At 52.1% G+C, this 24,290-nt stretch carries 21 protein-coding genes and 1 pseudogene; 13 read left to right on the top strand and 9 right to left on the bottom strand.

Features of this window, described 5'->3' with window-relative positions; all coding sequences use genetic code 11:
* The first annotated feature begins 53 nt into the window (after positions 1-53).
* The 5 genes and pseudogenes from ugtL (at position 54) to patD (ending at position 4,865) form a co-directional block, all read left to right on the top strand.
* Positions 54-452 carry a regulatory protein UgtL gene (ugtL, locus tag NBA72_RS02405; RefSeq protein ID WP_023137919.1) on the top strand — a complete coding sequence of 133 codons (399 nt, stop codon included), beginning with the start codon at positions 54-56 and terminating at the stop codon, positions 450-452.
* Positions 453-484: 32 nt separating this feature from the next.
* A pseudogene (locus NBA72_RS02400) lies at positions 485-716 on the top strand (hypothetical protein).
* 258 nt (positions 717-974) lie between these two features.
* Positions 975-1,745 (top strand): M15 family metallopeptidase, encoded by a 771-nt coding sequence (locus NBA72_RS02395; RefSeq protein WP_023137920.1) that lies wholly within the window; start codon positions 975-977, stop codon positions 1,743-1,745.
* Between the two features lie 135 nt (positions 1,746-1,880).
* Positions 1,881-3,305, top strand: a complete 1,425-nt coding sequence (gene ycdR / locus NBA72_RS02390; RefSeq protein ID WP_000760692.1) for a GntR family transcriptional regulator YdcR — start codon at positions 1,881-1,883, stop codon at positions 3,303-3,305.
* Between the two features lie 114 nt (positions 3,306-3,419).
* Positions 3,420-4,865: an aminobutyraldehyde dehydrogenase gene (patD, locus tag NBA72_RS02385; RefSeq protein WP_000158093.1), complete on the top strand. Its 1,446-nt coding sequence runs from the start codon at positions 3,420-3,422 to the stop codon at positions 4,863-4,865.
* 104 nt (positions 4,866-4,969) lie between these two features.
* Here patD and yncL read toward each other — a convergent pair whose 3' ends face one another.
* Positions 4,970-5,065, bottom strand: coding sequence for a stress response membrane protein YncL (gene yncL / locus NBA72_RS02380; RefSeq protein WP_001103198.1), 96 nt, complete (start codon positions 5,063-5,065; stop codon positions 4,970-4,972).
* 198 nt (positions 5,066-5,263) lie between these two features.
* On the opposite strand from yncL, the gene NBA72_RS02375 reads away from it, so the two are divergent.
* Positions 5,264-5,437 (top strand): GhoT/OrtT family toxin, encoded by a 174-nt coding sequence (locus NBA72_RS02375; protein WP_000171943.1) that lies wholly within the window; start codon positions 5,264-5,266, stop codon positions 5,435-5,437.
* A 44-nt stretch (positions 5,438-5,481) separates the two neighbouring features.
* Here NBA72_RS02375 and srfC read toward each other — a convergent pair whose 3' ends face one another.
* The 3 genes from srfC to srfA are packed head-to-tail and all read right to left on the bottom strand — an operon-like array spanning position 5,482 to position 11,928.
* A complete protein-coding gene (srfC, locus tag NBA72_RS02370) occupies positions 5,482-7,626 on the bottom strand; it encodes a virulence-associated effector SrfC (RefSeq protein ID WP_042947234.1) in 2,145 nt (714 codons plus the stop codon).
* A complete protein-coding gene (locus tag NBA72_RS02365) occupies positions 7,623-10,604 on the bottom strand; it encodes a virulence factor SrfB (RefSeq protein WP_439004977.1) in 2,982 nt (993 codons plus the stop codon). The genes srfC and NBA72_RS02365 overlap by 4 nt, the downstream gene beginning before the upstream one ends.
* Before the next feature lie 4 nt (positions 10,605-10,608).
* On the bottom strand, positions 10,609-11,928 hold the full coding sequence (srfA, locus tag NBA72_RS02360; RefSeq protein ID WP_042947237.1) for a virulence-associated effector SrfA: 1,320 nt from the start codon (positions 11,926-11,928) through the stop codon (positions 10,609-10,611).
* A 223-nt stretch (positions 11,929-12,151) separates the two neighbouring features.
* On the opposite strand from srfA, the gene NBA72_RS02355 reads away from it, so the two are divergent.
* The gene (locus NBA72_RS02355; protein WP_000018720.1) at positions 12,152-12,385 is read left to right on the top strand and encodes a YdcY family protein; all 234 of its coding nucleotides are present in this window, start codon (positions 12,152-12,154) and stop codon (positions 12,383-12,385) included.
* Between the two features lie 4 nt (positions 12,386-12,389).
* Here NBA72_RS02355 and NBA72_RS02350 read toward each other — a convergent pair whose 3' ends face one another.
* On the bottom strand, positions 12,390-12,839 hold the full coding sequence (locus NBA72_RS02350) for a DMT family transporter (RefSeq protein ID WP_001076571.1): 450 nt from the start codon (positions 12,837-12,839) through the stop codon (positions 12,390-12,392).
* On the bottom strand, positions 12,839-13,354 hold the full coding sequence (gene mddA / locus NBA72_RS02345; protein WP_000155373.1) for an L-methionine sulfoximine/L-methionine sulfone acetyltransferase: 516 nt from the start codon (positions 13,352-13,354) through the stop codon (positions 12,839-12,841). Before mddA ends, NBA72_RS02350 begins: the two co-directional genes overlap by 1 nt.
* Positions 13,355-13,565: 211 nt before the next feature.
* Here mddA and NBA72_RS02340 point away from each other — a divergent pair, with 211 nt between their 5' ends.
* Both NBA72_RS02340 and mcbR read left to right on the top strand, forming a co-directional pair.
* Positions 13,566-14,603: an NADP-dependent oxidoreductase gene (locus NBA72_RS02340; protein ID WP_042947238.1), complete on the top strand. Its 1,038-nt coding sequence runs from the start codon at positions 13,566-13,568 to the stop codon at positions 14,601-14,603.
* Between the two features lie 333 nt (positions 14,604-14,936).
* Positions 14,937-15,602: a colanic acid/biofilm transcriptional regulator McbR gene (gene mcbR, locus NBA72_RS02335; protein ID WP_039563107.1), complete on the top strand. Its 666-nt coding sequence runs from the start codon at positions 14,937-14,939 to the stop codon at positions 15,600-15,602.
* Between the two features lie 66 nt (positions 15,603-15,668).
* Here mcbR and pqqU read toward each other — a convergent pair whose 3' ends face one another.
* The gene (gene pqqU, locus NBA72_RS02330; RefSeq protein WP_042947242.1) at positions 15,669-17,789 is read right to left on the bottom strand and encodes a TonB-dependent receptor PqqU; all 2,121 of its coding nucleotides are present in this window, start codon (positions 17,787-17,789) and stop codon (positions 15,669-15,671) included.
* Between the two features lie 263 nt (positions 17,790-18,052).
* On the opposite strand from pqqU, the gene NBA72_RS02325 reads away from it, so the two are divergent.
* Together NBA72_RS02325 and NBA72_RS02320 are read left to right on the top strand one after the other, a co-directional pair.
* Positions 18,053-19,114: a YncE family protein gene (locus NBA72_RS02325; protein WP_000550636.1), complete on the top strand. Its 1,062-nt coding sequence runs from the start codon at positions 18,053-18,055 to the stop codon at positions 19,112-19,114.
* A gap of 144 nt (positions 19,115-19,258) precedes the next feature.
* Positions 19,259-19,480 (top strand): YgdI/YgdR family lipoprotein, encoded by a 222-nt coding sequence (locus NBA72_RS02320; RefSeq protein ID WP_000732362.1) that lies wholly within the window; start codon positions 19,259-19,261, stop codon positions 19,478-19,480.
* 76 nt (positions 19,481-19,556) lie between these two features.
* On the opposite strand, the gene ansP is transcribed toward NBA72_RS02320, so the two are convergent.
* On the bottom strand, positions 19,557-21,050 hold the full coding sequence (gene ansP, locus NBA72_RS02315) for an L-asparagine permease (RefSeq protein WP_042947245.1): 1,494 nt from the start codon (positions 21,048-21,050) through the stop codon (positions 19,557-19,559).
* A gap of 512 nt (positions 21,051-21,562) precedes the next feature.
* On the opposite strand from ansP, the gene steA reads away from it, so the two are divergent.
* Together steA and nhoA are read left to right on the top strand one after the other, a co-directional pair.
* Positions 21,563-22,195: a type III secretion system effector SteA gene (gene steA / locus NBA72_RS02310; RefSeq protein ID WP_042947247.1), complete on the top strand. Its 633-nt coding sequence runs from the start codon at positions 21,563-21,565 to the stop codon at positions 22,193-22,195.
* A 282-nt stretch (positions 22,196-22,477) separates the two neighbouring features.
* Positions 22,478-23,323 (top strand): N-hydroxyarylamine O-acetyltransferase, encoded by an 846-nt coding sequence (gene nhoA, locus NBA72_RS02305; protein WP_000200329.1) that lies wholly within the window; start codon positions 22,478-22,480, stop codon positions 23,321-23,323.
* Between the two features lie 36 nt (positions 23,324-23,359).
* Here nhoA and NBA72_RS02300 read toward each other — a convergent pair whose 3' ends face one another.
* Entirely contained in the window at positions 23,360-24,253 is an 894-nt protein-coding gene (locus tag NBA72_RS02300) for a PhzF family isomerase (protein WP_042947248.1), read from the bottom strand.
* Positions 24,254-24,290: the final 37 nt, after the last annotated feature.

The raw sequence follows: 24,290 nt of genomic DNA, 5'->3' as shown, positions 1-24,290 counted from the left end.
GCTTTATTTCCTGTTGGGCGATAAAATTATAAAAACCTGCGAGGAGGCTCAAAATGAAGAAATCAGATGGTGAAATTCACGAAAAGACAGCATCCTGGGGCATTTTGCAGTCAGAATGGCTAAGAAAATGTGGACGGCTATTATTGCTTTTACTTTACCGCTTCGTTATCGGATGGGCTTTTTTTCAGTTACTCGCCATGATTGTGGCAGGGATATTTTTGTTAGGTGTCTTATTATTTCATCCCATAATATTTGTACAGACTATCGTAATCACTGAGAAATTAAATCATGCTTCGCTTGATTTATGGCATATCCTTAAGTTATGCCTGTGGCATTACGGTATCATCGCAGGGTTTATTTTTATGGCGGAGTGTACGTTAAGTAAAAGTATACGGCAGGTTCAGCGCTTGTCCAAAAAATTTGGGGCACAGGATTTTTCTTCACGCCCGTGATCCGCCGCTGCAATCTGCGTTCTTACTGAATAATGGCTATGATCAGCAGACCGAATTATCTCGGTTCGAGGGGGATTCTATGTGTTTGCACAACTGCGGTGAATCGTAATTTCAGATGCATTATCGCCGACAATTGACGCGTTCCTCACTAATTGCCTTCCTGACTATATAGTGGTCTTATCTTTGGCGAAACAATGTTATTTAGTTATGGAAGGCAACAACAACTGTACTACTGCTTATCAAATAACCTTTCTGGTCAGGTAGGCTCGCCTTTGTGAAAACACATCGTTATCTGTGCTCCTGGGACTCACTCCCTTGCCGCCTTTAAGCAACTCGAATTATTTTGGGTATAGAACAGGAGGCGCAGTGGTCATATAAGCAAAATATAACCTCTCCGTTTGTGATAAGGCACAGATTACAGGGGGAATGATGTTTATTTTAACCATCTGTTTAAGCGCTGTCCGCTAATCTTTACCTGCTCAAATACATAATCACCCCTGTGACTCTCGCGAGGTGTAACATATGGTAAAATGCGTATCTTCTTTCCTCCTGTTCAGCCTGTTGTCCGTTCAGGCAATGTCAGCTGAAAACCATATTGATCTCCACCAGCCAAAAGACTTTGTCGATATTACTACGGTCGCCCCCGACGTACAGGTAGACATGCGATACTTCACTTCCCATAACTTTATTGGTCGCCCCATTAAAGGCTATAACGCGCCTGTTTGCCTGTTAACACGACCAGCCGCGAACGCACTAAAGCAGGTCGCCGATCGTTTACGCCCCTTCGGACTTACCTTAAAAATATATGATTGCTACCGTCCGCAAAGCGCAGTGAACGACTTTATCGCGTGGGCCAAAGATCCTTCTCAAAACCAAATGAAAAACGAATTTTATCCGCTGGTAGAGAAAAAGCGTCTGTTTGAGGAAGGTTATCTTGCCGCCAGATCCGGCCACAGTCGGGGAAGTACGCTTGATCTAACAATTGTTCCACTCGACAGTAAAATACCGATATACGATCCCGGACGACCACTGGTGAATTGTACTGCGTCCGCGGCGCAACGCTCGCCAGATAATAGTCTGGATTTTGGTACCGGCTTTGACTGTTTTAGTCCGTTATCCCATCCCGATAATGCCATGCTTACCGCTCAGCAACGCGCAAATAGGTTGTTATTACAAACATTGATGCGTGATGCGGGCTTTACGCCACTGGATACTGAATGGTGGCACTTCTCCCTTACTCATGAACCATACCCGAACACCTGGTTTGACTTTCCCGTTAAGCAGAGACCCTGAAACGGCGTTTTGTTGCGAAATCTAATCATTACGCCTGTTGGAAAGCACCATAACAGTTAGCAAATCATTGTTAATTTTAACAACTGATATACACTGTGGTTGCCACCTGCAAGCAGCGCTCAATGAGAACGAATAATGAAAAAATATCAACGTCTGGCGGAGCAAATTAGAGAACAAATCGCCTCTGGCGTTTGGCAACCCGGCGATCGATTACCCTCGCTGAGGGAGCAGGTCGCCAGTAGCGGCATGAGTTTTATGACTGTCGGTCATGCGTACCAGTTGCTGGAAAGTCAGGGACGGATTATCGCCCGTCCGCAATCCGGTTATTATGTCGCGCCGCATCCGGTTTGTCGGTCAGTCGCGACGGCAGCGCACGTTATTCGGGATGAAGCCGTAGATATCAATACCTATATTTTTGAGATGCTGCAGGCGAGCCGTGATACCTCAGTGGTGCCTTTTGCTTCAGCGTTTCCCGATCCGCGTCTGTTTCCCTTGCCGCAATTGAACCGCTCTCTGGCGCAGGTCAGTAAAACCGCGACGGCAATGAGCGTCATCGAAAACTTGCCGCCAGGTAATGCAGAATTGCGCTATGCGATAGCACGCCGTTACGCACAGCAGGGGATTACCGTTTCTCCTGACGAGATTGTCATTACCGCCGGCGCGCTGGAAGCGTTGAATCTTAGTTTACAGGCGGTGACGGCGCCGGGAGACTGGGTGGTGGTGGAGAACCCCTGTTTCTACGGTGCGCTACAGGCCCTGGAGCGATTGCGCCTGAAAGCGTTGTCGATACCCACCGATGTCAAAGAAGGTATCGATCTTATGGCGCTGGAACAGGCGTTACAGGAATATCCGGTGAAAGCGTGCTGGTTAATGACCAACAGCCAGAATCCGTTAGGGTTCACGCTGAGCGCTGAGAAAAAAGCGCGGCTGGTTGCGTTACTCACGCACCATAACGTGACGCTAATTGAAGACGATGTTTATAGCGAACTCTACTTTGGCCGCGAGAAACCTCTGCCCGCCAAAGCATGGGATCGCGACGATACCGTGTTGCATTGTTCGTCTTTTTCCAAATGTCTGGTTCCCGGTTTTCGCATTGGCTGGGTTGCGGGAGGAAGCCATGCCAGACAAATTCAGCGTTTGCAGTTAATGAGCACATTATCCACCAGTTCCCCCATGCAATTGGCGTTAGTGGATTATCTCTCGACACGTCGATATGACGCGCATCTGCGCCGATTGCGAAGGCAGCTTGCCGAACGTAAACAGCAAGCCTGGCAAACCCTTTTGCGCCATCTCCCGGCGGAAGTAAAAATTCACCATAACGATAGCGGTTATTTTCTTTGGCTGGAGCTACCTGAGCAGCTTGATGCCGGTGAACTTAGCGCCAAAGCGCTTGAACACCTTATCAGTATCGCGCCGGGGAAAATGTTTTCAACGTCCGGCGCCTGGACGCGTTTCTTTCGTTTTAACACCGCATGGCATTGGGGAGAACGGGAAGAACAGGCCGTAAAACAGCTTGGCAGCCTGATTCGCGAGATGCTGAGCGCTAAAAGCCTTGTGTGAGGTGGAATGCGTGTCAGCTCACAACCTGACTAAATTTCCCGAGTGTGCCGGGTGAGCATCTGGCGCGCCGTCTATTTTTAGGAAAGCGGCGGCCCGTTCGCCGGAAATCGATTAATGACGATATGGGAAAATGCTATGCAATATCAATTACTGATTAATGGCGTGCTGGTGGACGGCGAGGGAGAAAGGCAGTCTGTTTATAACCCGGCGACAGGCGAGGTCATACTTGAGATTGCGGAAGCGTCGCCCGCGCAGGTTGACGCCGCAGTGCTGGCCGCCGATAGCGCGTTTGCCGAATGGGGGCAGACCACACCCAAAGCACGGGCGGAATGTCTGTTAAAACTGGCGGACAGCATCGAGCAAAACGCCCTTGAGTTCGCCCGGCTTGAATCGCAAAACTGCGGTAAGCCTTTGCACTGCGTAATTAATGATGAAATTCCGGCAATCGTGGATGTCTTTCGCTTTTTTGCCGGCGCGGCCCGTTGTTTGAGTGGGCTGGCGGCGGGCGAATATCTGGAAGGACATACGTCGATGATCCGCCGGGATCCGATTGGCGTGGTTGCCTCTATCGCGCCGTGGAATTATCCGCTCATGATGGCGGCCTGGAAGCTGGCGCCAGCGCTGGCGGCAGGTAACTGCGTGGTGATTAAGCCTTCTGAAATCACGCCGCTGACGGCGCTTAAACTTGCCGCGCTGGCGAAGGATATCTTTCCGCCGGGGGTGCTCAATGTCCTGTTCGGACGAGGGCAGACTGTTGGCGATGTATTGACCGGTCATGAAAAAGTACGCATGGTCTCTTTAACCGGTTCTATCGCGACCGGGGAGCATATTCTGCGCCATACTGCGCCAGCGATAAAACGTACGCATATGGAACTCGGTGGTAAAGCCCCGGTAATTGTTTTTGATGACGCCGATCTGGATGCGGTGGCGCAGGGCGTCCGGACTTTCGGTTTCTATAATGCCGGACAGGATTGTACTGCGGCGTGCCGTATATACGCGCAGCGCGGTATCTATGATGCGCTGGTCGAAAAGCTGGGGAACGCGGTGAGCAGCCTGAAAATGGGCGCGCCGGAGGATGAGTCGACAGAGCTGGGGCCGTTAAGTTCGCTGGCGCACCTGAAGCGTGTCACAGCGGCTGTAGAGGAGGCGAAGGCCCTCAGCCATATCCGTGTGATTACTGGCGGAAGTCAAACGGAAGGTAAAGGTTACTATTTCGCTCCGACGTTGCTGGCAGACGCAAAACAGGAAGATGCCATCGTGCAACGCGAAGTCTTCGGCCCGGTGGTCAGTATAACCGTCTTTGATGATGAAGATCAGGTTCTGAGGTGGGCCAACGATTCTCGCTATGGTCTGGCATCCTCCGTCTGGACTCAGGACGTCGGGCGGGCGCACCGGCTTAGCGCCAGATTGCAGTATGGCTGTACCTGGATTAATACCCATTTCATGTTGGTTAGCGAGATGCCGCATGGAGGGCAAAAACAGTCGGGATACGGCAAAGATATGTCATTGTATGGTCTGGAAGACTACACCCTTGTCCGCCACATCATGGTTAAGCATTAAGGATCATTTACTGTTCAGAAAAATCGTGAAAAAATAGGCGGGTGTCGGCGGAGAGGGGGACCTCCCCGCCAACATGCGCAGCAAGTACTCAAAGGTTGAACACCTCAAGCAAACCAGCCGAATCTCAACGAGATCAGACCCAAAAGTCCTGCAGCAGCAAAGACATTAATCAGCACGACGGTTTTACTGGAAACATTCATTTTCGCCACCTTTCATCATAACCCCTATGGGTATAGTACGGGTTGGCGAGATCCGCAATAATACGTAAACAGGATATTCTGTGAGCGGAGCCGTGCATTGAGAACGTTTTGCTGTTAAGGCTGATAAACCTTGATGTGTGTCAAATAAAAAGAGCATATTGCGCGCGTTTTTTCCTCTGGTTGGCGCGGATGCCTGATATGACCCTCTTTCAAAAGATATTAATTTTTTACGCCGTCATGGCGGTGATATCATCCCTGATCACCTGGTTTTTGACTCATGACAAAAAACGAATTCGTTTCCTGAGCGCCTTTTTGGTTGGCGCGACATGGCCGATAAGTTTCCCCGTCGCATTGCTGTTTTCGCTTTTCTGACCTCAAGCCCGATACAGGTTACCGGGCATGGTTTTTCCGCCAGGTCAGGCTATCAGGGCAATTAATTGCGCTCTGTCTACGTCGGTAACGTCCTGCGGATGCCGATATCCTGCGTTCTCATTGGCCAGGGTATACAGCGCAACAAGCCAGTCATAGACATAGCGGCTGGCGGCGTGAACGGGCTGTTCGTCAAGCTTTGTTAGACGCAACATTGTCGAACGCGGCGTTGCGGCGAAAATGGCTGCGCCTTTCTGAACGCGGCTGGCCGGGCGTTGGGCCTCCTCGATATTTGCGTAGCCGAGCCAGGCGATGAAGTTACCAATGATGGCATGGAGCTGCGCGCCGCTAACCTCCTCGCGCTGCATGGTTTTCTGTAACTGCTGAGGTAAACCGAGGCGATAGCTGGCGGTAATTAAAATCTCCGCCACGGCGTTGAGCATCTGCGGTTCCAGTCCCAGACGCTGCGCATTATCCCGGCAGTGGGCCCACTGGCGCAGATGATTGATCCACATTTTGTGCGCCTGATAGCCTGTTTCGTGACCTTCTGACGCTGAAGCGCGCGTTGGTTCGTCGGCAAAGAGATCGATCGCGTCATTAAATAAACCGCTGACCTGTTCTTCTCGCGACTGTCGGGTGCGCAGCAACGCTTCGAAGTTCTGTACCGGCGGTAACAGCCCGGCCAGCAGGTCGCCATGTCTGGCGGCCTGGGCCTGAAGACGCCGGATCACGGTTTCAACCGGTAGCCGCGCGTCATCAAACATCGGTAACAGATCGCGCACGCGGCCTCGCAGTTGTTCGCGTAACGCCTGTAAGCGTGCCTGTCGCTGTGGTGCCGATGTCGCCTGCGATAACCACTCCACCAAACGCTGCATACTGTGTTTATCCAGCGCCTGCAACGTTCCCCAGTGCACGCCAGGTTTACCCATCAACTGCTGGACGGCTTCATCCAGATTTTGCTGGGTGGCAAAACGGGCATCCTGTGGAGTAATAGCCCAGACGACGCCGGGTAACGCTGATTCATGCTGCGGCTGCGTGGCGTTAACCCACTCCAGTAAGTGACGGGCGGCGGCGGATGTTTGCGAGCGAGATGCCAGAGCATTGCAAATCACCAGAACATCGGGCTGTACCTGCTGACGGTAATGGGCCAGCATCCAGCCTAATTTCGCCCGCCATAACGGATGAGGATGACTGTCTGGCGCGACCGGAATATCCAGTAAATCAACGTTATCCAGTACGCTGTTTTCAACGGTTAGCACCAGTTCGCGGGTAAGCAGCGCCAGAGAATCAAGCGAAAGGCTGACCGCATTGAGCAGTCGGCCTTCCTTAACCGGATGCACCACCACATCGCTTTGCGTATCGCTGGCGGTTAGCGCCATTTGCGTCAGGAAGTTTTCCGCCGGTAAGCCAAAATGATCGACCAGCAGGCTGAGCGGCGCCGCCAGTTCCCCGGCATGGCTGGTTTGTTGCAACATATGCGCCAGCGCCAGCCATTGCTGGGTGATCTCCGGCTGCTCTCCCCACAGTAATGCCCAGGCGTGCGCCCGTGTCGTGAGATCCAGCGCAGGCAAGAGCGAGGCAAAGTGTTGCCATGTCGCATCATCAATATGTTGTCTGGCGGACGGAAGACAAGAGCGCCAGAAACTCGCGATGGTCGCTACCTCTTCAGCGGTAACGCCGGGGACGGGCTGCGGTTGGCGAAGCGATTGCCATTTCTCCAGGCGTGATGTGATAATGGATTTTTCGACCTGGCGACAAACGGGGGACGAGCTGGTCCAGGCAATAAAGATCTGCACCAGTTCAGCTTCACTGATCAAGCGCAGGCGCAACGGCCAGCCGCTCTCGTTTGAAAAAATGTCGCGCGTAAAGCGAATAGCCATATTCGCTGGCGCATGACCCGGATTGATGTGGCTGAAATAATCATAGTCACGGTCCGGCGTGATAATTTCCAGCTTGCCATTCTCGTTACCGCATAGCGTCGTTAACAGATGCGCTTTTGCGGATTGCGCATACCCGTACAGACCGACGCAGCCATGTGATGCGCAGGCGGCGTTGAGCGCTGACTCATCCGCCGCGGCAAGCGTAAGTTGCGCCAGCAGAGCATCGGCTTCATCATCCAGCCGCGTTGCGTAACGGCGCGTGTTGTTAACCCACTCGATAACAGCCTGGGTGGCGTTTAACGGTTTTGTCATTTCAGGTATACACTCCCGCTATCTATCCAGTAGTGGCTGCCGCTGTGGCGACGGTCAGCCAGCGTATTCAATTTTAATGTCAGCGCATCGGCGGCGACCGGCGTCCCGTCCTGGAGCCAGGCATCACTTAATATGAACGATTCCGAGGCGTTATCTTTGCTACTGCCGCGTAATTTCAGTCGCACATTCAGTACGCCGTCGCCAGCGATGGTTTTCGCCAGTTCGGCGGAATTAATGCTCAGGCAATAGAGTGGGGTTGCCGGCCAGCGACTATTCGCCAGTTGACGAAAGCCCAACGTCACGTTGCCGCGTAGCGGAAAATGCAGGCGTGCGTCCAGCGTTGCGCCGGGTTTATCCAAATCGATCTCGTGATACCAGATGTTTTCATCGCGAAGCGTATTAACGGTATTATCCAGTACGCCGAGATAACGCACAGTCGAATACGCGCCGATATCAGCCGCTTTAAAATTGAAACGCGGCAGACGTAAGTCCAGCGCCAGGCTGCATAACATCGCGCCCACCGCAGCAGTGGATTTTGGATTACCGATACGCCCTTGTTGACTGAAGGGATACCATTCATGTACCTGATACTTATCCATCCACACAATGCGATTAACCGGCACCGGTTGTAAGTGCCGGATGAGCGCCTGTACGCCGGGTAAACAGGTCGGTCTCCCCGTCACCAGCAAGATATCGCAGTGATAGTGGGATATCGCTTCGCAGACCGCATGAAGCGGCGTTGTCAGCGTAAACTGGCCGGCCAGCAGAGCCTCCTGAAGCTGGCTAAACTGGATTTGCAACGGCACATTGAATATATCAAATGTCGGCGAACCAGACGGTAAGGCATGATCGATCGCCTGCTGGATATAGTTCATCACGTTGCTCGTTGGGCGGCGGATCAGCAGATCGCCAAATGTCGCGTGTAAACCGGCAAACGGATCGTTAATGTCGCTTTGCTCCCAGGCGGAAAGTACCGCGTGGCCCAGCGGCATAAATAATTGCAGCGCCGTTTGCTGGCGCAAAATGGCCTGAGTATCAATTCGTCCCGAATCGCCAAATAAGGTCGCCAGCAGGGCGGCGGCATCCGTAACGCCTGCCCGTTGCAACGCCGTTTGCAGGGAAGGGAGTACGCAACGCTGAATGATATCCAATAGCAGATCGTCCCCGGCGACTTTAAAACCTTCGCGAAACAGGAGGTGAGGCGTAATTTTTACATTGGCCCCCACGCCGTCATCTAACTGATAGTGAACGATCGCCATATCCGTCGTGCCGCCGCCGATATCAATCGATGCCACGCGCAACGCGCGTCCGGGGACGACGCCGGGTTCAGGCTGGCGATCCGGTCTGGCCAGCGCATTAAAAAAGGATTCGGTACGCCCGGCGTAATGCGAAATGGCTTCGTTATAAAGCCATACCAGTTGGCCGCAACTTGCTTCGTCCCATTCCATCTGTATTTCTGGTACCGGCACCACGCTTTTTTCACGCTGCTTAGGCGTGGTGAAATCCTCATCCTGCGGATGCCAGCCCATGGCTTTCCAGACCAGCGCCAGCGCTTCAAACATTCGCTGGCGGAAAATTTCTCGCTCCTGTTTCGGCATGGCGGAAGGCAGCGTTAAAATCAGGGTGCGTAGCTGGCGCGGCGAGGCGGGAAAGCCGAGCCGCAGCCGGGTGGCGACGCTGTTAATTTGCCCCAGCGCCTGAGCCAGAATTTCGCACAACATATGCGTCATCAAGGTGCTACGGCTGTATTGCGGCGAAAAAACCGGTAGCCTTTCTTCATGCGGCAGGCGGAATAACGGCTGTCCGTCATCGTTCATCAGATTCATCAGCGGAAACGCGGTGGCAAGCGGTTCGCGCTGCGTTTTACCGTGGATCTGGCTAAAACGCCAGTCCTGCAAGGCGGGGGTTTCATCCCACAGGTAGCGACGCGGGCTGGAGATGCCGCTGCTGCCTTCGGTGCCCACACGCTGCATAGCAAGGGCGCGAGCCTCGTCGCCCACACGCACAATGGAAGGCCAGACAAAGGCGTCGTCTCGTCCGCTTTCGACAGAAAAGTGTTGCTTGCCAAAGCGTGCTTCCGAGAATTCCACCCGGCTGGTAAATAAAGGATCGTTCAGATACTGCGGCTCGCTTAAAGAACGCACCTGAAGCTCTGCCGTCTGGCGTAACCCGTCATTCGCATCGCCATGATCCTCGATCAAGACGCCGCAGGTATGCGTATTGCCGACATCCAGAATCAGATCGACCGGGATTGCGGGCGTGCTTAACGTATGTGTCACAAACTTTACTTCCGGCACCGTAAGCTGTTCGCCTAACAGCGTCAGTAAATTCAACCAGTGCGCCTGATACTCAAAGCTACGCAGCGCTTGTTGTATGGCCTGTTCCGAACGGTTTTCCACCTGTGAGGCATACTGAAGAAACGACTCGCGCAGCCAGCCGTCAATCCATGTCTGGTCAAGAAAATCGGCAACTTCTTCATCGCGCCAGGCGAGCGCAAAACGTGTGCCATTGAGCAGATCGTTTTCGCAAGGCGCCAACGCCGCAGGCATATTTTTTGCCAGTTGACTGTCGAAGGCGAGGGTGATGCGGTGTGTGTTTCCGGCGCTATCTGGCTCGCTGAGTTTACGTACCTGAATGCGTGCCCAGTTATCCGGCCCGTCAATAAAGGTACGCGGCGGATTAAAACGCAGGAACGGCAGGGGAAGCCAGATTCCGTCGAGTACATCCAGAGAATAGTGCAGCGTCTGAGTGCTTTCCGGTTTCACGACTTCGGGTTGGCCGCCAGCACGTCCTGGCAACGTGTAGCGCCCGCTGGTCAGATCAAAATCGAGGCGCAGTAGCGGGCCGTTTGCCGTTTTGCGCACAAAACGTCCGTAGTGGGCCGACTCTTGCGGCGTTAAGCCAAAATCAAGAAACTGGACGCCGCTGTTTGCAATGAGCGTGACGCTCTGTTTGTAATCACACAGATTGACCAACATAAAATCAGGCACCTATCTTTTTAAACGTCAACGGAATTGCCGCGTGGTCGCCATAACGGGCGGTACAGGTTGCGACGTCATTGACGCCTGCTTTACAGGTAATTTCCGGCATCGGATAACGTGAACCGTCGGTGCAGCGCGCATTGCCGCGACTTTTAATCATCAGCTCGCCCGTTTGATGCAGACCAGAGAAAATTTCCGCCCGACAAACCACGTTATCGCCATGTACTACGCGCGCGATACCTTTGTTATTTTGGATCTGATAACGCAGAGAGGGCGGCTTGCCGGTAATCGGATCTTTGACATCCACGCTGACCCGCCAGCTACCGTTTAAAAAGCGCGTGGTTCCAAGCTTCATCTGCGTACTGTCCATCACCAGCGCGTCTTTGGGGATAGCGGCAATGATAACAGGCGCTTCCGGCAGCGGCGCCGCTTTGGGGGCGGGCGTCACCTCAGCGCGATGCAGCGGCAAATGCGCGGTGAGTTCAGGCAAGGGGGTAATGTCAGTTTTCGCGGTAGCGACAGGCGCGGCGCGAACAGGAGAGGACCCGTCAACGGATGAAGATGGCCAGAAAAAAGGCGTGGCGACGGCGGCGATAACCACGGCAGCGACAGGTAAGCTCCACAGCGGTAGACGGCGAGCTCTTTTCGCCTCAGCAACCGGGATGGGTGTGGCCGGCTTCGGCTCGCTAACGATAACGGGCGGCGCAACAGGTTCCTCCGGCATTTTCGGCGGCTCAATGACAGACGTTAACAAAGGTTCATCCGCCTGACTAAACGCCGCCTCTACCAGCGGCTTTTCTTCGGGCTCCGGCTCGACCAGAGGGATGTCGGGGATTGCCTCGGTGACCCGCAGGCAGTCCAGCACATCATCGCGTGTATTTTCGTTGAGATTAACGAATCCCCAGAAGGTGATAACCGGTTTGCCGTTAACCAGGAAAACATGATTTTCGCCGGGAAATTGCGTCGCCTTCTCAAGTAGCGAACCAAATAGCTGGAGCGCTGTTTTACCGGATTGCAGACTTTTGCGACTGAGTGCAGCCGCGCTTTCAAAAGTGCTGGCTAAATAACGTAAAGCCCGAGAACGTGTCTCTTCGTCAGCCGCTTTCCACGCTATCGCCTGACCTTCAATCGGCGAATACCAGTCAACCCGATCGCCATTATCGTTAAGTTGCGGAATCGCCAGACAGTCAACCATCGCCTGCTGTTTACGCAGACGAAGCGTTTCGCGAATTTGCAATGCTGATTCAAATACGGCCTGACCGCCGCCGCCCACGGCCTGATAATCATCCAGATTGCCGCTGCGCAAGAGAGATTTTGCCACGTTGTTATCCCTTAGACTTCTTCACGCGTCTACTTTACGGGGTCTATACGCAAGCAAACGGCGGAAGAAAGGCAAAAAGGCGCGAATTCTCGGTCTATTAAGCCCCGTGTTTCCACTTGACGTAAGTTAAATCAGGGTGGCGGCGGCGAATTACCGCATCGGGCGACAATAACGCGTATAATAGGCGAATCATGCTGTTACAGAATAAAGAGTAGGAGAGCTTATGTCACACCTGGAGGAAGTGAGCGCCCGCGTGGATGCCGCCATCGCGGAGAGCGTAATTGCCCATATGAATGAATTGCTGATTGCCTTGAGCGATGACGCTGAATTACGTCGCGAAGATCGTTATGTGCAGCAGCAGCGTTTACGCACGGCTATCGCGCATCACGGCAGGCAATATCAAGAAGATCGGGACGCGCGCCGCGAGCAGCTCACCAAAGGCGGCACGATCCTGTAACCCATTAAAACTGGCGCTTCGCAATCAGCCATGCGCCAATGACCAGCAACAGCGCGCCAAACGCCGGCCCGACCATTGCGCGTAACGTGACGCCGTGGCTACGCGCAATATCCAGCGCCAGTCCGCCGATTAACTGGCTGGCGACCAGTACCGCGATAGTCGTCGCGGCGCCAACGTTCTGATACCCGCTAATGCTGGCAAATACAAAAAATGACCCCAGCAGACCGGGGATCAATGTCCACCAGCGAACGCTGGCGACCAGCTCGCCGAAGCCCGTAGCGCCTTGCTTAAACCACAATATCGTCACAAATAAAACGATCCCTACCAGCGAGTTCAACAGCATAGCGATCAGAATCGTCGATGATGTCTGCGTAATACGCACCATAATACTGTTTTGTACCACCAGCCCGACGCCGGCGGCGATCAAAAAGATAAGCGTCAAAGACTGGTTCATCAGCAGGCGTCCGGCGCGGCGTGTTCATCAAGCTGGAGCTGCATAAACGTAAGATCTAACCAACGGCCAAATTTTACGCCGACCTGCGGCATTTGCGCGGTAACGGTAAATCCCAGCGAATGATGCAGGCGTATCGAGGCGGCATTCTGTGACTCAATACCGGCCACCATCACATGCTTGCCGCAGCGTCGGGCTTCGTCGATCAGTCTGCTGAGCAGTTTTCGCCCCAGTCCTTTCCCCTGGTGCGCCGGATGAACATAAACCGAGTGCTCGACGGTATAGCGAAAACCGTCGAAACTGCGCCAATCGCCAAATGATGCATAGCCAGTCACCACGCCATTTTCTTCGCTTACCAGCACCGGATAGCCCAGTAATTGACGGGCCTCATACCAGGCAAGGCGATTATCCGTATCGACCGTCCGATCGTTCCAGATGGCCGCAGTATGTAATACCGCATGGTTATAGATTTCGGTAATCGCGGCGCAGTCTGCTTTATCGGCAAAGCGAATCGTCATAGGGAACCCCAGGGAATGTTTATGATAGTGTTAGAAATACTATTGAAGGCGGCATAAATCAACGAATTAGCGCAAGAATTCATATTTAGCGAGAGGGGAAAGAAAGTCGTTCACAAAAGCGCACAGCCTGATATCTGAGAGTGTTTAACTCCCTCAGAAAGCTAATGTTCGACTATTATTGATGGATTATGCCAGGCATGAGGAGAATAGAATGAAGCAACAGACCAACCGAAATCGTCGTTGGGTTTTGGCCTCGCGTCCCCACGGCGCGCCGCAGATGGATAACTTCCGCCTCGAAGAAGATGACGTCGCGACGCCCGGTGAAGGGCAGGTGCTATTGCGTACCGTTTTTTTATCACTCGACCCTTATATGCGTGGCCGCATGAGCGATGAACCCTCTTATGCGCCGCCTGTTGAACCTGACTGCGTTATGGTTGGCGGTACGGTCAGTCGCGTTGTCGCGTCAAACCATCCTGATTACCGACCAGACGAATGGGTGTTGAGTTACAATGGTTGGCAGGATTATGACATTTCAGATGGCGAAGGGTTGGTAAAGCTGGGTGATAATCCGCAACATCCTTCCTGGTCATTGGGTATTTTAGGAATGCCGGGGTTTACCGCCTATATGGGGTTACTGGATATCGGCCAGCCGAAAGAGGGCGAAACGCTGGTTGTCGCCGCCGCCACCGGCCCCGTAGGCGCAACGGTTGGGCAAATTGGCAAGCTGAAGGGCTGCCGGGTCGTGGGTATTGCCGGCGGCGCGGAAAAATGCCGTCATGCGACAGACGTTTTGGGATTTGATCTGTGCCTTGATCATCACGCTGATAATTTCCCACAACAGCTTGCGCAGGCCTGCCCGCAGGGTATCGATATCTATTATGAGAATGTCGGTGGTAAAGTCTTTGACGCCGTCTTACCGCTACTGAATACGTCGGCGCGGATTCCGCTCTGCGGTCTGGTCAGCGGCTACAATGCGACAGCGTTGCCGGACGGTCCAGACAGACTGCCTCTGCTGATGGCGACATTACTTAAAAAGCGTATTCGCCTGCAAGGTTTTATCATCAACCAGGACTATGGTCACCGGATACATGAGTTTCAGCAAGAAATGGGGCGTTGGATCAAAGAAGGGAAAATACATTACCGGGAGCAGATTACTGATGGGCTGGAAAATGCGCCAGAAGCGTTTATGGGGCTGCTGGCGGGGAAGAACTTTGGCAAAGTCGTGATACGTTTAGCGGACGATGCGTAAAGAAAAAATGGCGGCATTATGTCGCCATAAAAATGTGCAAATTTTAAAATTCCGGCTTTACTTATATTCATCATTCAGATCGCGGTGGGGCAGCTTATCTCCCTCAGCGGCCTGAACCGGTCAAAAATCTCGATACATGAAGGAATGACGGAGATAAAACGGTTGCCATAAAGAAACCTGTATTGTTGTAAAAGATGAGAATATCACGCAAGTAAATTATCTCTTTTATTTATTTGGCCGTTCAGGCCTGGATTATCTTTTTTACAATTAAGTTCCGAAACTTCTTCGGGACTCGATTGCGATGTTGTTCTGCCAAGAGGTGAAGGAAGGAAAATGCCGGGTACGGAAAAAACACAACATATAAGTCTGACCACACAGGTTGAAAATCGGTTAAAGCATCAATTGTCTATTGGCGCATTAAAACCAGGCGCAAGGCTTATCACTAAAAATATCGCTCAAGAGTTAGGCGTCAGTATTACGCCGGTACGTGAGGCCCTGTTAAGGCTGGTCTCTTCCAGTGCTTTGGCGGTGGCGCCAGCACAGGCGTTTATGGTGCCTGAGATCTCGCTGGAAAGTTTGCTGGAAATTAATACGATTCGTACTACTCTGGAGGAGATGGCGGTGGTCGCCGCTGCGGGTAAGATTACCCCGGATCGCGAGCAGACGCTGAATGCGCTATTAGATGAATTTCAACAGGCGCTGGAAAGTGGCGTTATGGAGAAAATTCTTTTGGCCAACCGCGCATTCCGCTTTGAGATCTACCACTACGCGGATATGCCAACGCTGTATGCCATGATCGAGCAATTATGGGTACGCCTGGGGCCAAGCCTGCATTTTTTATATGATAATTTTAAACTTGATGATTATCAAAACGGCGTTAATCTGTACAGAAAATTGCTTAATGCGTTAGTGACTGGTGATAAAGAAGCCAGTCGCCACTGCCTACAGAACGTTTTGCAACAAAACGTAGCGACGATTAAAAATCAGTACTTCATGTAACCTTCATGAAACTATGACTTATCAATAGCGGGGATTCCCCGCTATTGCCGGATATTTGCCGGATATTTATTCAAACTGCCATGCCAGATTAATCCCCACGCCATAGTTACGTCCTGGCGCTGGCTCATAATATCGGCCATTAGATTCATTAACGATCACCGAACCGATATATTCTTTATCAAATAGATTATCTACCCGCCCAAAAATATCGACGGTAAGCTGACTGTAATTAAATTTATACCCTGTATTTAGTCCAACAACGGTATACGAAGGCGCTTTGGCGGTATTTTCATCATTGGCCATGATATCGCCCATATACCGAACGTCTGTTCCGGCGTACCACCCCTCATCCGGGATAAAACCTAATGAGGCGAATCCCATATTACGGGCGATGCCGGGCATCCGGTTTCCATCACAGTTTTGCCCCTGACAAACGTTACTGCGATAGGTCGCATCCAGCCAGGTCCATGATGCTTTCACCCGCCAGTCGCCGGCGAAGCGCTGGTCCAACGCGAGCTCTGCGCCCTGGCGGCGCGTTTTGCCCGCGTTTTTGTAGGTAGTGCGTCCTCCCATACTACTGGCGACGACAATTTCATCATCGGTATCGGTTTGAAATAACGCGGCGGTCAACAAGCCATTGCCAATCCGCGTTTTACTGCCGACTTCCACCGTATCATTGGTCGACGGTTGGAGGTCAAAGTTGAACCCGCTTTGGCCGTCAGCGCGATAAGAAAGCTCATTGATAGTGGGAGTTTCAAATCCGCGACCGGCAGCAAGATAGAGATTCCAGGCGTCAGTTAACGCATATTTTAGCGATCCGGCGGGTAGCCAGTGGTGATAGCTGGCGTCGCCGCTGTCATCGCCATTGCCGGGCGCGATATAGCGATCGTTAGAATCGAACCACACGGAACTGTAGCGCACGCCAGCATCCAGCGAGAGTTTTTGCGTAAGCTGCCACTGGGTTTGCAGATAAGGATCGACATTCCACATCAGGTTACGCTCATCCCGGCGTAAATCGCCTTTATGCCCAAACTCAGGGGTGCCGTTGTTGAGGCGGAAGTTATTGTAACCCTTGCGGTTTTCGCTCATGTTTTCATAATTTAATCCGCCAGTGAAGGTGACCGGCACACCTAATTCTCCCCGGTGAGTCCAGCGGGAATCAATGCCCTGATAGTGGCGTTGCAGTGTAATTACGCCGCCAGCCTGGGCTGGTTTTAGCTGTGCCACCAGGGGAATAGACTGGTATTGCGTGGTTTCCCGCTCTCCGGCGTAGGCCATCACGCTGATATCATCCTGCGCGCTGAGCTGACGTTCATAACGCAATCCTGCCTGAGTTTGTTTGATGGTTTTACGCGTATTGTACTGTTCAGCGCGGGGCGCCTGTTGCGGATCGGCTTTCCATTCAGATTCGGTAAGTCCGCCGGGATCGTCCGCCTTAATGTCCACACTATTAAAAATCAGCGAGAGTTTACTGACATCGTCAAGGCGCACGCCCAGTTTGGCATTAGCCAGATTTTTTCGCGCGCCGCTGTGATCGCGGTAGCCGTGGGTGGTGAAACGGGTAGTCGATACCGTGTAATCCACGTCGCCTGGCTGTGTGCCGTCACCCATCGCGCCCGTGGCTTTTAGCCCATAGCGCCAGCTTCCATAACTGCCGTAGTAGCTGCTGGCCTCAAGGGTGGGCGGCTGTCTCCCGGTTTCGGTGGTGACATTTATCACGCCGCCGGAAGCATTGCCGTATAGCGCTGAGAAGGGGCCGCGTAACACTTCAACGTCTTGTATGCTGTTAATATCAATATTCGAAATCTGGCCTTGTCCATCCGGCATGGTGGCGGGAATGCCATCAACATACAGACGAATGCCGCGCACGCCAAAGGCGGAACGCGAGCCAAATCCACGGATAGAGATTTGCAGATCCTGCGCGTAGTTCTGCCGGTTCTGCACCTGCAATCCCGGGACGCTGGTTAAAGACTCAGATAAATTGACGCGCGGCGTCGCCAGACGCATGTCTTCTCCCTCAATGACGCTAACGGCGGCAGGTGTATCGAGTTCGGATACGGTTTGCGGCGTTGCGGTGACTATCATGGTTTGTTCATTGGGCGCGCTGGCGGCCTGAAGGACCGGGGAGAAGGTCAGAGGCAATAAGAGGGCGGGATAAAGTCGCTGTCTAACGGAAATAATTTTCATGAAAATGCCGGATAAATGTAAGCGTATCAACGGAAAACGTGACATTAAGGGTAGTCAATATGTAAAGTTTTGAAATTTTAATCGCACATTAAGTTAAGAAAATGTGCGGTATTTAAGAGCCATGACATTCGCAGGCGAGGAAAAGCTCCACTTTCTGATAAATAATGATTATTATTCTCAACTTATAATAAGTGCGGAACGAAGATCCCGCGCAGCGAAGTAGTGTGAAGCAGCTATACACGTTTTTATCAAAGGGAGTCGTCATGCACTTACGTCATCTTTTTTCGCCGCGCCTGCGTGGTTCTTTATTGTTAGGTTCGCTCCTCGTCGCATCCTCATTTAGCACGCTGGCGGCGGAAGACATGCTGCGTAAAGCGGTAGGCAAAGGCGCTTATGAGATGGCCTGGAGTCAGCAAGAAAACGCGCTCTGGCTGGCTACATCGCAAAGCCGTAAACTGGATAAAGGCGGCGTAGTTTATCGTCTCGACCCGGTGACGCTGGAAATCACGCAAGCGATTCATAACGATCTCAAGCCGTTCGGCGCCACCATCAATGCCGCGACCCAAACGCTGTGGTTTGGCAATACCATTAACAGCGCTGTTACCGCAATTGATGCCAAAACGGGTGATGTAAAAGGTCGTCTGGTACTTGATGCGCGCAAACGTACTGAAGAGGTTCGTCCGTTACAGCCCCGTGAGCTGGTTGCCGATGCGGCGACCAACACGATCTACATTAGCGGTGTTGGTAAAGAGAGTGCTATTTGGGTAGTGGATGGCGAAACCATCAAACTGAAAACGACGATCGAAAATACCGGCAAAATGAGTACGGGTCTGGCGCTCGACAGTAAAGCGCAACGCCTGTACACCACCAATGCGGATGGCGAATTTATCACCATCGATACCGCCAGCAATAAAATTCTCAGTCGTAAGAAGTTGCTGGATGACGGTAAAGAACACTTCTTTATTAACCTGAGTCTCGATACCGCAGGTCATCGCGCGTTTATCACCGACTCGAAGGCGACTGAAGTCCTGGTTGTCGATACCCGTAATGGCAATATTCTTGCCAAAATCGCGGCGCCTGCTTCTTTGGCCGTCCTGTTTAACCCGACACGTAACGAGGCGTATGTGACACATCGTCAGGCAGGTCAGGTCAGCGTGATCGATGCGAAGACCTATAACGTTGTTAAAACGTTCGATACGCCGACGTACCCGAATAGCCTGGCGCTATCGGCAGACGGTAAAACGCTCTACGTCAGCGTGAAGCAGAAATCGACACGTGAACAGGAAGCGACGCAGCCGGATGATGTTATTCGCATTGCTCTGTAAATAGGGTATGGAGGGGGAAACCCCTCCAGTCATCTCTTTAAACGCACCGATACGCCTCGTTACACCCCGCCGATAGCCTGATGATTCTGTGAGAATTACACTGCCTTTTTGCTGTAGTTAACTCATTATATTCACGAGGAAAATATGAAAAAGTTATTTATATGCTCAGGTTTGGGCATGATGTTTTTTATGCTTGCGGGTTGCACAACCAACTATGTGATGACGACGAAGAATGGGCAAACGATCGTAACTCAGGGTAAGCCGCAGTTAGATAAAGAGACGGGGATGACCAGTTATACCGATCAGGAAGGCAACCAGCGGGAAATTAACAGCAATGATGTGGCGCAGTTGATTAAGGCTGACTAAGCATTGGGCGCGATGCGGTGTTGGCGGCAATGCGCATTAAACCCGGCAGGCCTGGGGCTGCCGGGGAAGGGAAATGTTATGTCGCTGCTTCTTCTTTCAATACGACACTCTCTGTCGAATCCGCCGTCACTGGCGCAGTGCGATGGATCTCCGCCACGCGACGTCGCACGCCAAACCAGCCGGCGACCAGCAGAATGGCGATCAGCGGCAACGAGGCGATAGTGTAAGTTCCATTCGGGTAGTCAAACGCCATAAGTACCAGCACGCTTAGTAAAAACAGCAGCGTTAGCCAGGAGGTAAAAGGCGCGCCGGGCAGTTTAAAACTGACGTCTGCAGCTTTGCCTTCTTTTATCGCCTGGCGTAAACGCATCTGGCACACCATGATAAACGCCCACGATGCGATAATGCCGAGCGAGGCAAAATTAAGAACGATCTCAAACACGCGGGAGGGGACCAGGTAATTCAGGAACACGCCGACCACGTAAACCACCAGAGTCGCCAGAATACCTGCATAGGGCACATGCTGACGGCTCATTTTCGCCATGAATTTCGGCGCGGAACCCCCCATCGACATTGAACGTAAAATTCTCCCCGTACAGTAAAGCCCGGAGTTCAGGCTGGAAAGCGCGGCGGTTAACACCACGATATTCATAATACTGCCGATATAAGGCACGCCAAGTTTAGAAAAGAAGGTGACAAACGGACTTTGCCCCGCCTGGTAGGCGTTCCACGGCAGCAGCAAAACCAGCAATACGACCGATCCTACATAGAAAAGACCAATACGCCAGATCACGCTATTGATGGCTTTTGGCACCATCGTCTGTGGATCTTTGCACTCCCCAGCGGCGGTACCGACCAGTTCAATCGACGCAAAGGCGAACACTACGCCCTGAATCAGTACCAGCGCGGGCAACAGGCCGTGCGGGAAAAAGCCGCCATTATCTGTAATCAGGTGAAAACCGGTGGCATTACCCCCAAGCGGTTGACCGGTACCGAGAAAAATCGTGCCTACCACCAGGAAGATAACAATGGCGAGTACTTTTATCAGCGCGAACCAGAACTCCATTTCGGCAAACCATTTTACGCCGATCATGTTCATGGTACCGACAATGGTTAACGCGCCGAGCGCGAACACCCATTGCGGAACGTCGCCAAATGCGCCCCAGTAGTGCATGTATAACGCCACTGCGGTGATATCGACGATCCCGGTCATCGCCCAGTTAATAAAGTACATCCAGCCTGCGACGTAGGCCGCTTTTTCACCCAAAAATTCACGGGCGTAGGAGACGAAGCTCCCGCTGGAAGGACGGTGCAATACCAGTTCGCCCAGCGCGCGTAAAATGAAAAAAGAAAAAATGCCGCATATCAGATAGACCAGCGCCAGTGCCGGTCCGGCCATTTGCAATCGGGCGCCTGCACCTAAAAATAAACCGGTGCCAATCGCGCCGCCGATAGCAATCATCTGAACCTGACGATTCCCCATCGCTTTGTGATACCCCTCTTCATGGGCGTTCAGCCAGCGTCGTTTCGCCGCATGTTGTTCTGCGGCGTGCGTAGTCTGTGTTTTCATTACGTTACCTGTTATAGCCTGTCCTGACAGAAAAATTCCTTATGCCGCGACGGGCGCTCACCAATCGATTGCCTGCAATGGCGAATGCCGCTTTTCCCTGATTCTGTGACAAGGATAAAACCGCCGGCGGAGCATCCTACCTGCAATTGTTAAATGACGCAAAACATACGGGAAGAACAAAATGAGGATGTCGAGTTTATTTGTGTGGTCAGATGTGGTGCGGTGTGGTCACGATTCAGCCAGATAAGACGCCAGCACAAATCGGCAGTGATTGCGTTGCGCAATAATTAATCAGGGTTAATCCCTGCAGGGATTTATGGTCATAGATATGACCTCGAACGATAAACCACCTGACGATATTGAAGCAGCATAAGATCAGGCCGTTGCGCCTGTTATTCTCATTTTCTCCTGAAAATGTATGCCTTTGAGCAATTTTGTTGATTGACATATCGTCATAATGAGAGAGGAGTAGGACATATAAAGCTATTGAGCAAAATTTGAAGGAGTAGGATATGCCATATACATCAGTTTCTACCTATGCCAGAGCTTTATCAGGAAATAAGCTACCTCATGTTGCTGCAGGAGATTATGAAAATAAATTATCAACAAAAATCATGAAAGGCATCTTGTATGTGCTTACCGCAGGACTGGCCTACGGATTTACGCGAGTAATTGAACATTATTGCAATGTTACGCCTAAAGTTGAGGAGTTCTGTGCCAATGCAGGGAATATCCATGATCACCTTGCCGATGCTGTGTGTGATGGACTGTTTACTATAGATGTCGAGCTTTCTGATGGTCGGATGTTAACATTCGAACAACTCTCGCTGATAGCTGGAGGTGAGCCAATCGTCAGGATATCGGATGGCGAACATACCGTTGAGGTTAAGGGGTCCTTTGAAAAGATCTGTATGAAACTGGAAGAGGGCTTTTTTGAAGCGCCAGCGTACTATAATTATGATATTGATAAAGACCATAAAACCGTCAGCGAGCGAATAGCAGCATATAATGCCTTACCTCAGGCATTAGGCGCCATTCCGAGTTTAGAACATTATATCGCTCGGGCCAACAGCATGGGCGAGGCGAAAGCGCAACGGGCGGCCGACATAAAAGATCGTTACCATAACTATTTGGACAATTATTAAAAGGCGTTTATGTTTAGCCAGTTTTGTTAGAAATCAGACTCGCTGAGCTGGCGTTAAAAATTTTAACACGCCGCTATTTTGGCGGCGTGTCGCAAGGAGATTCTCAGAACCCGATTTCCGTTTGTAGGCCAAAATCCCACGTACCTCCGGCGCTGTAGCCGGTCTGTCTTATTTTTTCAAAAGTATCCAACGCTATTCCACGGATAGGGTATCCTGTTGCGCAGCGATATCCGCCTCAGCCTGTGTGCCGAACGCAAGCATTAATGTTAATGGAAGCCTCAGATGACCTCTTTTTTACATGCTTATTTTACGCGATTACATTGTCAGCCGTTGGGGGTTCCTACGGTTGAAGCGCTCAGAACGCTTCACTTAGCGCACAACTGCGCGATTCCTTTTGAAAATCTGGATGTGCTACTGCCTCGTGAAATACAGCTCGATGAGACGGCATTAGAGGAGAAACTGCTTTATGCCCGACGCGGTGGATACTGTTTTGAACTGAATGGCCTGTTTGAACGTGCGTTACGCGACATCGGTTTTAACGTCCGAAGCTTATTGGGGCGGGTCATTCTGTCTCATCCCGCCAGTTTACCGCCGCGCACGCACCGTTTGCTGCTGGTTGATGTTGAGGACGAGCAGTGGATCGCTGACGTGGGTTTTGGCGGCCAAACGCTAACCGCGCCGCTTCGTCTGCAGGCTGAAATTGCCCAGCAAACGCCGCATGGCGAATACCGCCTGATGCAGGAGGGGAGCACATGGATTTTACAATTCCGCCACCATGAGCACTGGCAGTCGATGTACTGTTTTGATCTGGGGGTGCAGCAGCAGAGCGATCATGTGATGGGCAATTTCTGGTCGGCTCACTGGCCGCAATCCCATTTTCGTCATCATTTGTTGATGTGCCGCCATTTGCCTGATGGCGGCAAGCTGACATTAACGAATTTCCACTTCACGCGTTACCACCAGGGACATGCCGTTGAACAGGTCAATGTACCGGATGTACCGTCGTTGTATCAGTTACTTCAGCAGCAGTTTGGTCTCGGCGTAAATGATGTAAAGCACGGTTTTACCGAGGCGGAGCTGGCCGCGGTAATGGCTGCATTTGATACCCATCCGGAGGCGGGAAAATAATTTTTTTGCCGCGAGGATTTGCGGGCCTGACAAAGATTAAAAAGTAATGGCCCATTCGGCATGAAACAGAATGACCGCCTGGCCGGAGATGGTGACGTTTTCCGGCTGGTTATCGCGAATGGTGACGGTAACATCAACAGTACCTTCTTTGCCTAAAGCGCGCCCCTGATGGCCTTGAATCTGCAGCGTTTTACCGTCATGCGCCATCAGACCATGATGGACGAGCCATGCACCCATCGGGCCATTGGCGTTTCCCGTTACCGGATCTTCCACAATCCCTATCGCCGGAGAAAACATTCGCCCATCGGTTTCGTTTTTTCCCGGACGAATCTGGAAAGGAAAAAAGCCGTTACAGCCAATTTGCTGGCTGATTGCCGTCAGGGCTGCCAGATTCGGAGAAAGGGCATCAATATCAACGTCTGGTTTGAGCAGGATCATCACTTTTGCATGTCCTGTTGAAGCCACCTGAATTGGCGTTCCCGGCACGATATCATCTTCAGTCAGGTTCAACGCGGTGATGATGGCAGCCCGAATCTCTCCGACTAGCGGTGGTTCAAAAGAGGGCTGACCTTGTTCCAGCGTGATGCGATAGTCGTTGTGTTCGGCATGAATTTCAACGCGATGACGGCCCGCTAACGAGGTTTGCCAGACGGTGGTGTTTCCCAACCCCAGTACCGTTGCCCGAACATAATGCGCGGCCACGGTGGCATGACCACAGATGGGGACTTCCACTGTCGGTGTAAAATAGCGTATGCGCACATCACTCTCTTCGCTTTTTAGCAAAAAGGCGGTTTCCGAGTGACGAAGTTCACGGGCAATCAGCTGCATCTGCGCGTCGCTTAGCGTATCCGCATGTAAGACAACGCCAGCAGAGTTGCCGCGAAAGGGTTCTCTGGTGAAGGCGTCAACATGGTAAATCTGCGGTTTCATTGATGTTCTCCTTTGACTGAAGAATCATCATAGCCTG

This window comes from Salmonella sp. NW1250, from assembly GCF_051812965.1.
GTDB lineage: Bacteria > Pseudomonadota > Gammaproteobacteria > Enterobacterales > Enterobacteriaceae > Salmonella > Salmonella enterica.
The sequence above is the reverse complement of the archived record's forward strand: the minus strand, read 5'-3'. Positions and strand labels throughout refer to the sequence as shown.

Excerpts from the sequence above, each read along its gene's own strand:
- ugtL (WP_023137919.1), top strand. The coding sequence starts at position 54 with ATGAAGAAATCAGATGGTGAAATTCACGAAAAGACAGCATCCTGGGGC.
- NBA72_RS02395 (WP_023137920.1), top strand. The coding sequence starts at position 975 with ATGGTAAAATGCGTATCTTCTTTCCTCCTGTTCAGCCTGTTGTCCGTT.
- ycdR (WP_000760692.1), top strand. The coding sequence starts at position 1,881 with ATGAAAAAATATCAACGTCTGGCGGAGCAAATTAGAGAACAAATCGCC.
- patD (WP_000158093.1), top strand. The coding sequence starts at position 3,420 with ATGACGATATGGGAAAATGCTATGCAATATCAATTACTGATTAATGGC.
- yncL (WP_001103198.1), bottom strand. The coding sequence starts at position 5,065 with ATGAATGTTTCCAGTAAAACCGTCGTGCTGATTAATGTCTTTGCTGCT.
- NBA72_RS02375 (WP_000171943.1), top strand. The coding sequence starts at position 5,264 with ATGACCCTCTTTCAAAAGATATTAATTTTTTACGCCGTCATGGCGGTG.
- srfC (WP_042947234.1), bottom strand. The coding sequence starts at position 7,626 with ATGACAAAACCGTTAAACGCCACCCAGGCTGTTATCGAGTGGGTTAAC.
- NBA72_RS02365 (WP_439004977.1), bottom strand. The coding sequence starts at position 10,604 with ATGTTGGTCAATCTGTGTGATTACAAACAGAGCGTCACGCTCATTGCA.
- NBA72_RS02355 (WP_000018720.1), top strand. The coding sequence starts at position 12,152 with ATGTCACACCTGGAGGAAGTGAGCGCCCGCGTGGATGCCGCCATCGCG.
- NBA72_RS02350 (WP_001076571.1), bottom strand. The coding sequence starts at position 12,839 with ATGAACCAGTCTTTGACGCTTATCTTTTTGATCGCCGCCGGCGTCGGG.
- mddA (WP_000155373.1), bottom strand. The coding sequence starts at position 13,354 with ATGACGATTCGCTTTGCCGATAAAGCAGACTGCGCCGCGATTACCGAA.
- NBA72_RS02340 (WP_042947238.1), top strand. The coding sequence starts at position 13,566 with ATGAAGCAACAGACCAACCGAAATCGTCGTTGGGTTTTGGCCTCGCGT.
- mcbR (WP_039563107.1), top strand. The coding sequence starts at position 14,937 with ATGCCGGGTACGGAAAAAACACAACATATAAGTCTGACCACACAGGTT.
- pqqU (WP_042947242.1), bottom strand. The coding sequence starts at position 17,789 with ATGAAAATTATTTCCGTTAGACAGCGACTTTATCCCGCCCTCTTATTG.
- NBA72_RS02325 (WP_000550636.1), top strand. The coding sequence starts at position 18,053 with ATGCACTTACGTCATCTTTTTTCGCCGCGCCTGCGTGGTTCTTTATTG.
- NBA72_RS02320 (WP_000732362.1), top strand. The coding sequence starts at position 19,259 with ATGAAAAAGTTATTTATATGCTCAGGTTTGGGCATGATGTTTTTTATG.
- ansP (WP_042947245.1), bottom strand. The coding sequence starts at position 21,050 with ATGAAAACACAGACTACGCACGCCGCAGAACAACATGCGGCGAAACGA.
- steA (WP_042947247.1), top strand. The coding sequence starts at position 21,563 with ATGCCATATACATCAGTTTCTACCTATGCCAGAGCTTTATCAGGAAAT.
- nhoA (WP_000200329.1), top strand. The coding sequence starts at position 22,478 with ATGACCTCTTTTTTACATGCTTATTTTACGCGATTACATTGTCAGCCG.
- NBA72_RS02300 (WP_042947248.1), bottom strand. The coding sequence starts at position 24,253 with ATGAAACCGCAGATTTACCATGTTGACGCCTTCACCAGAGAACCCTTT.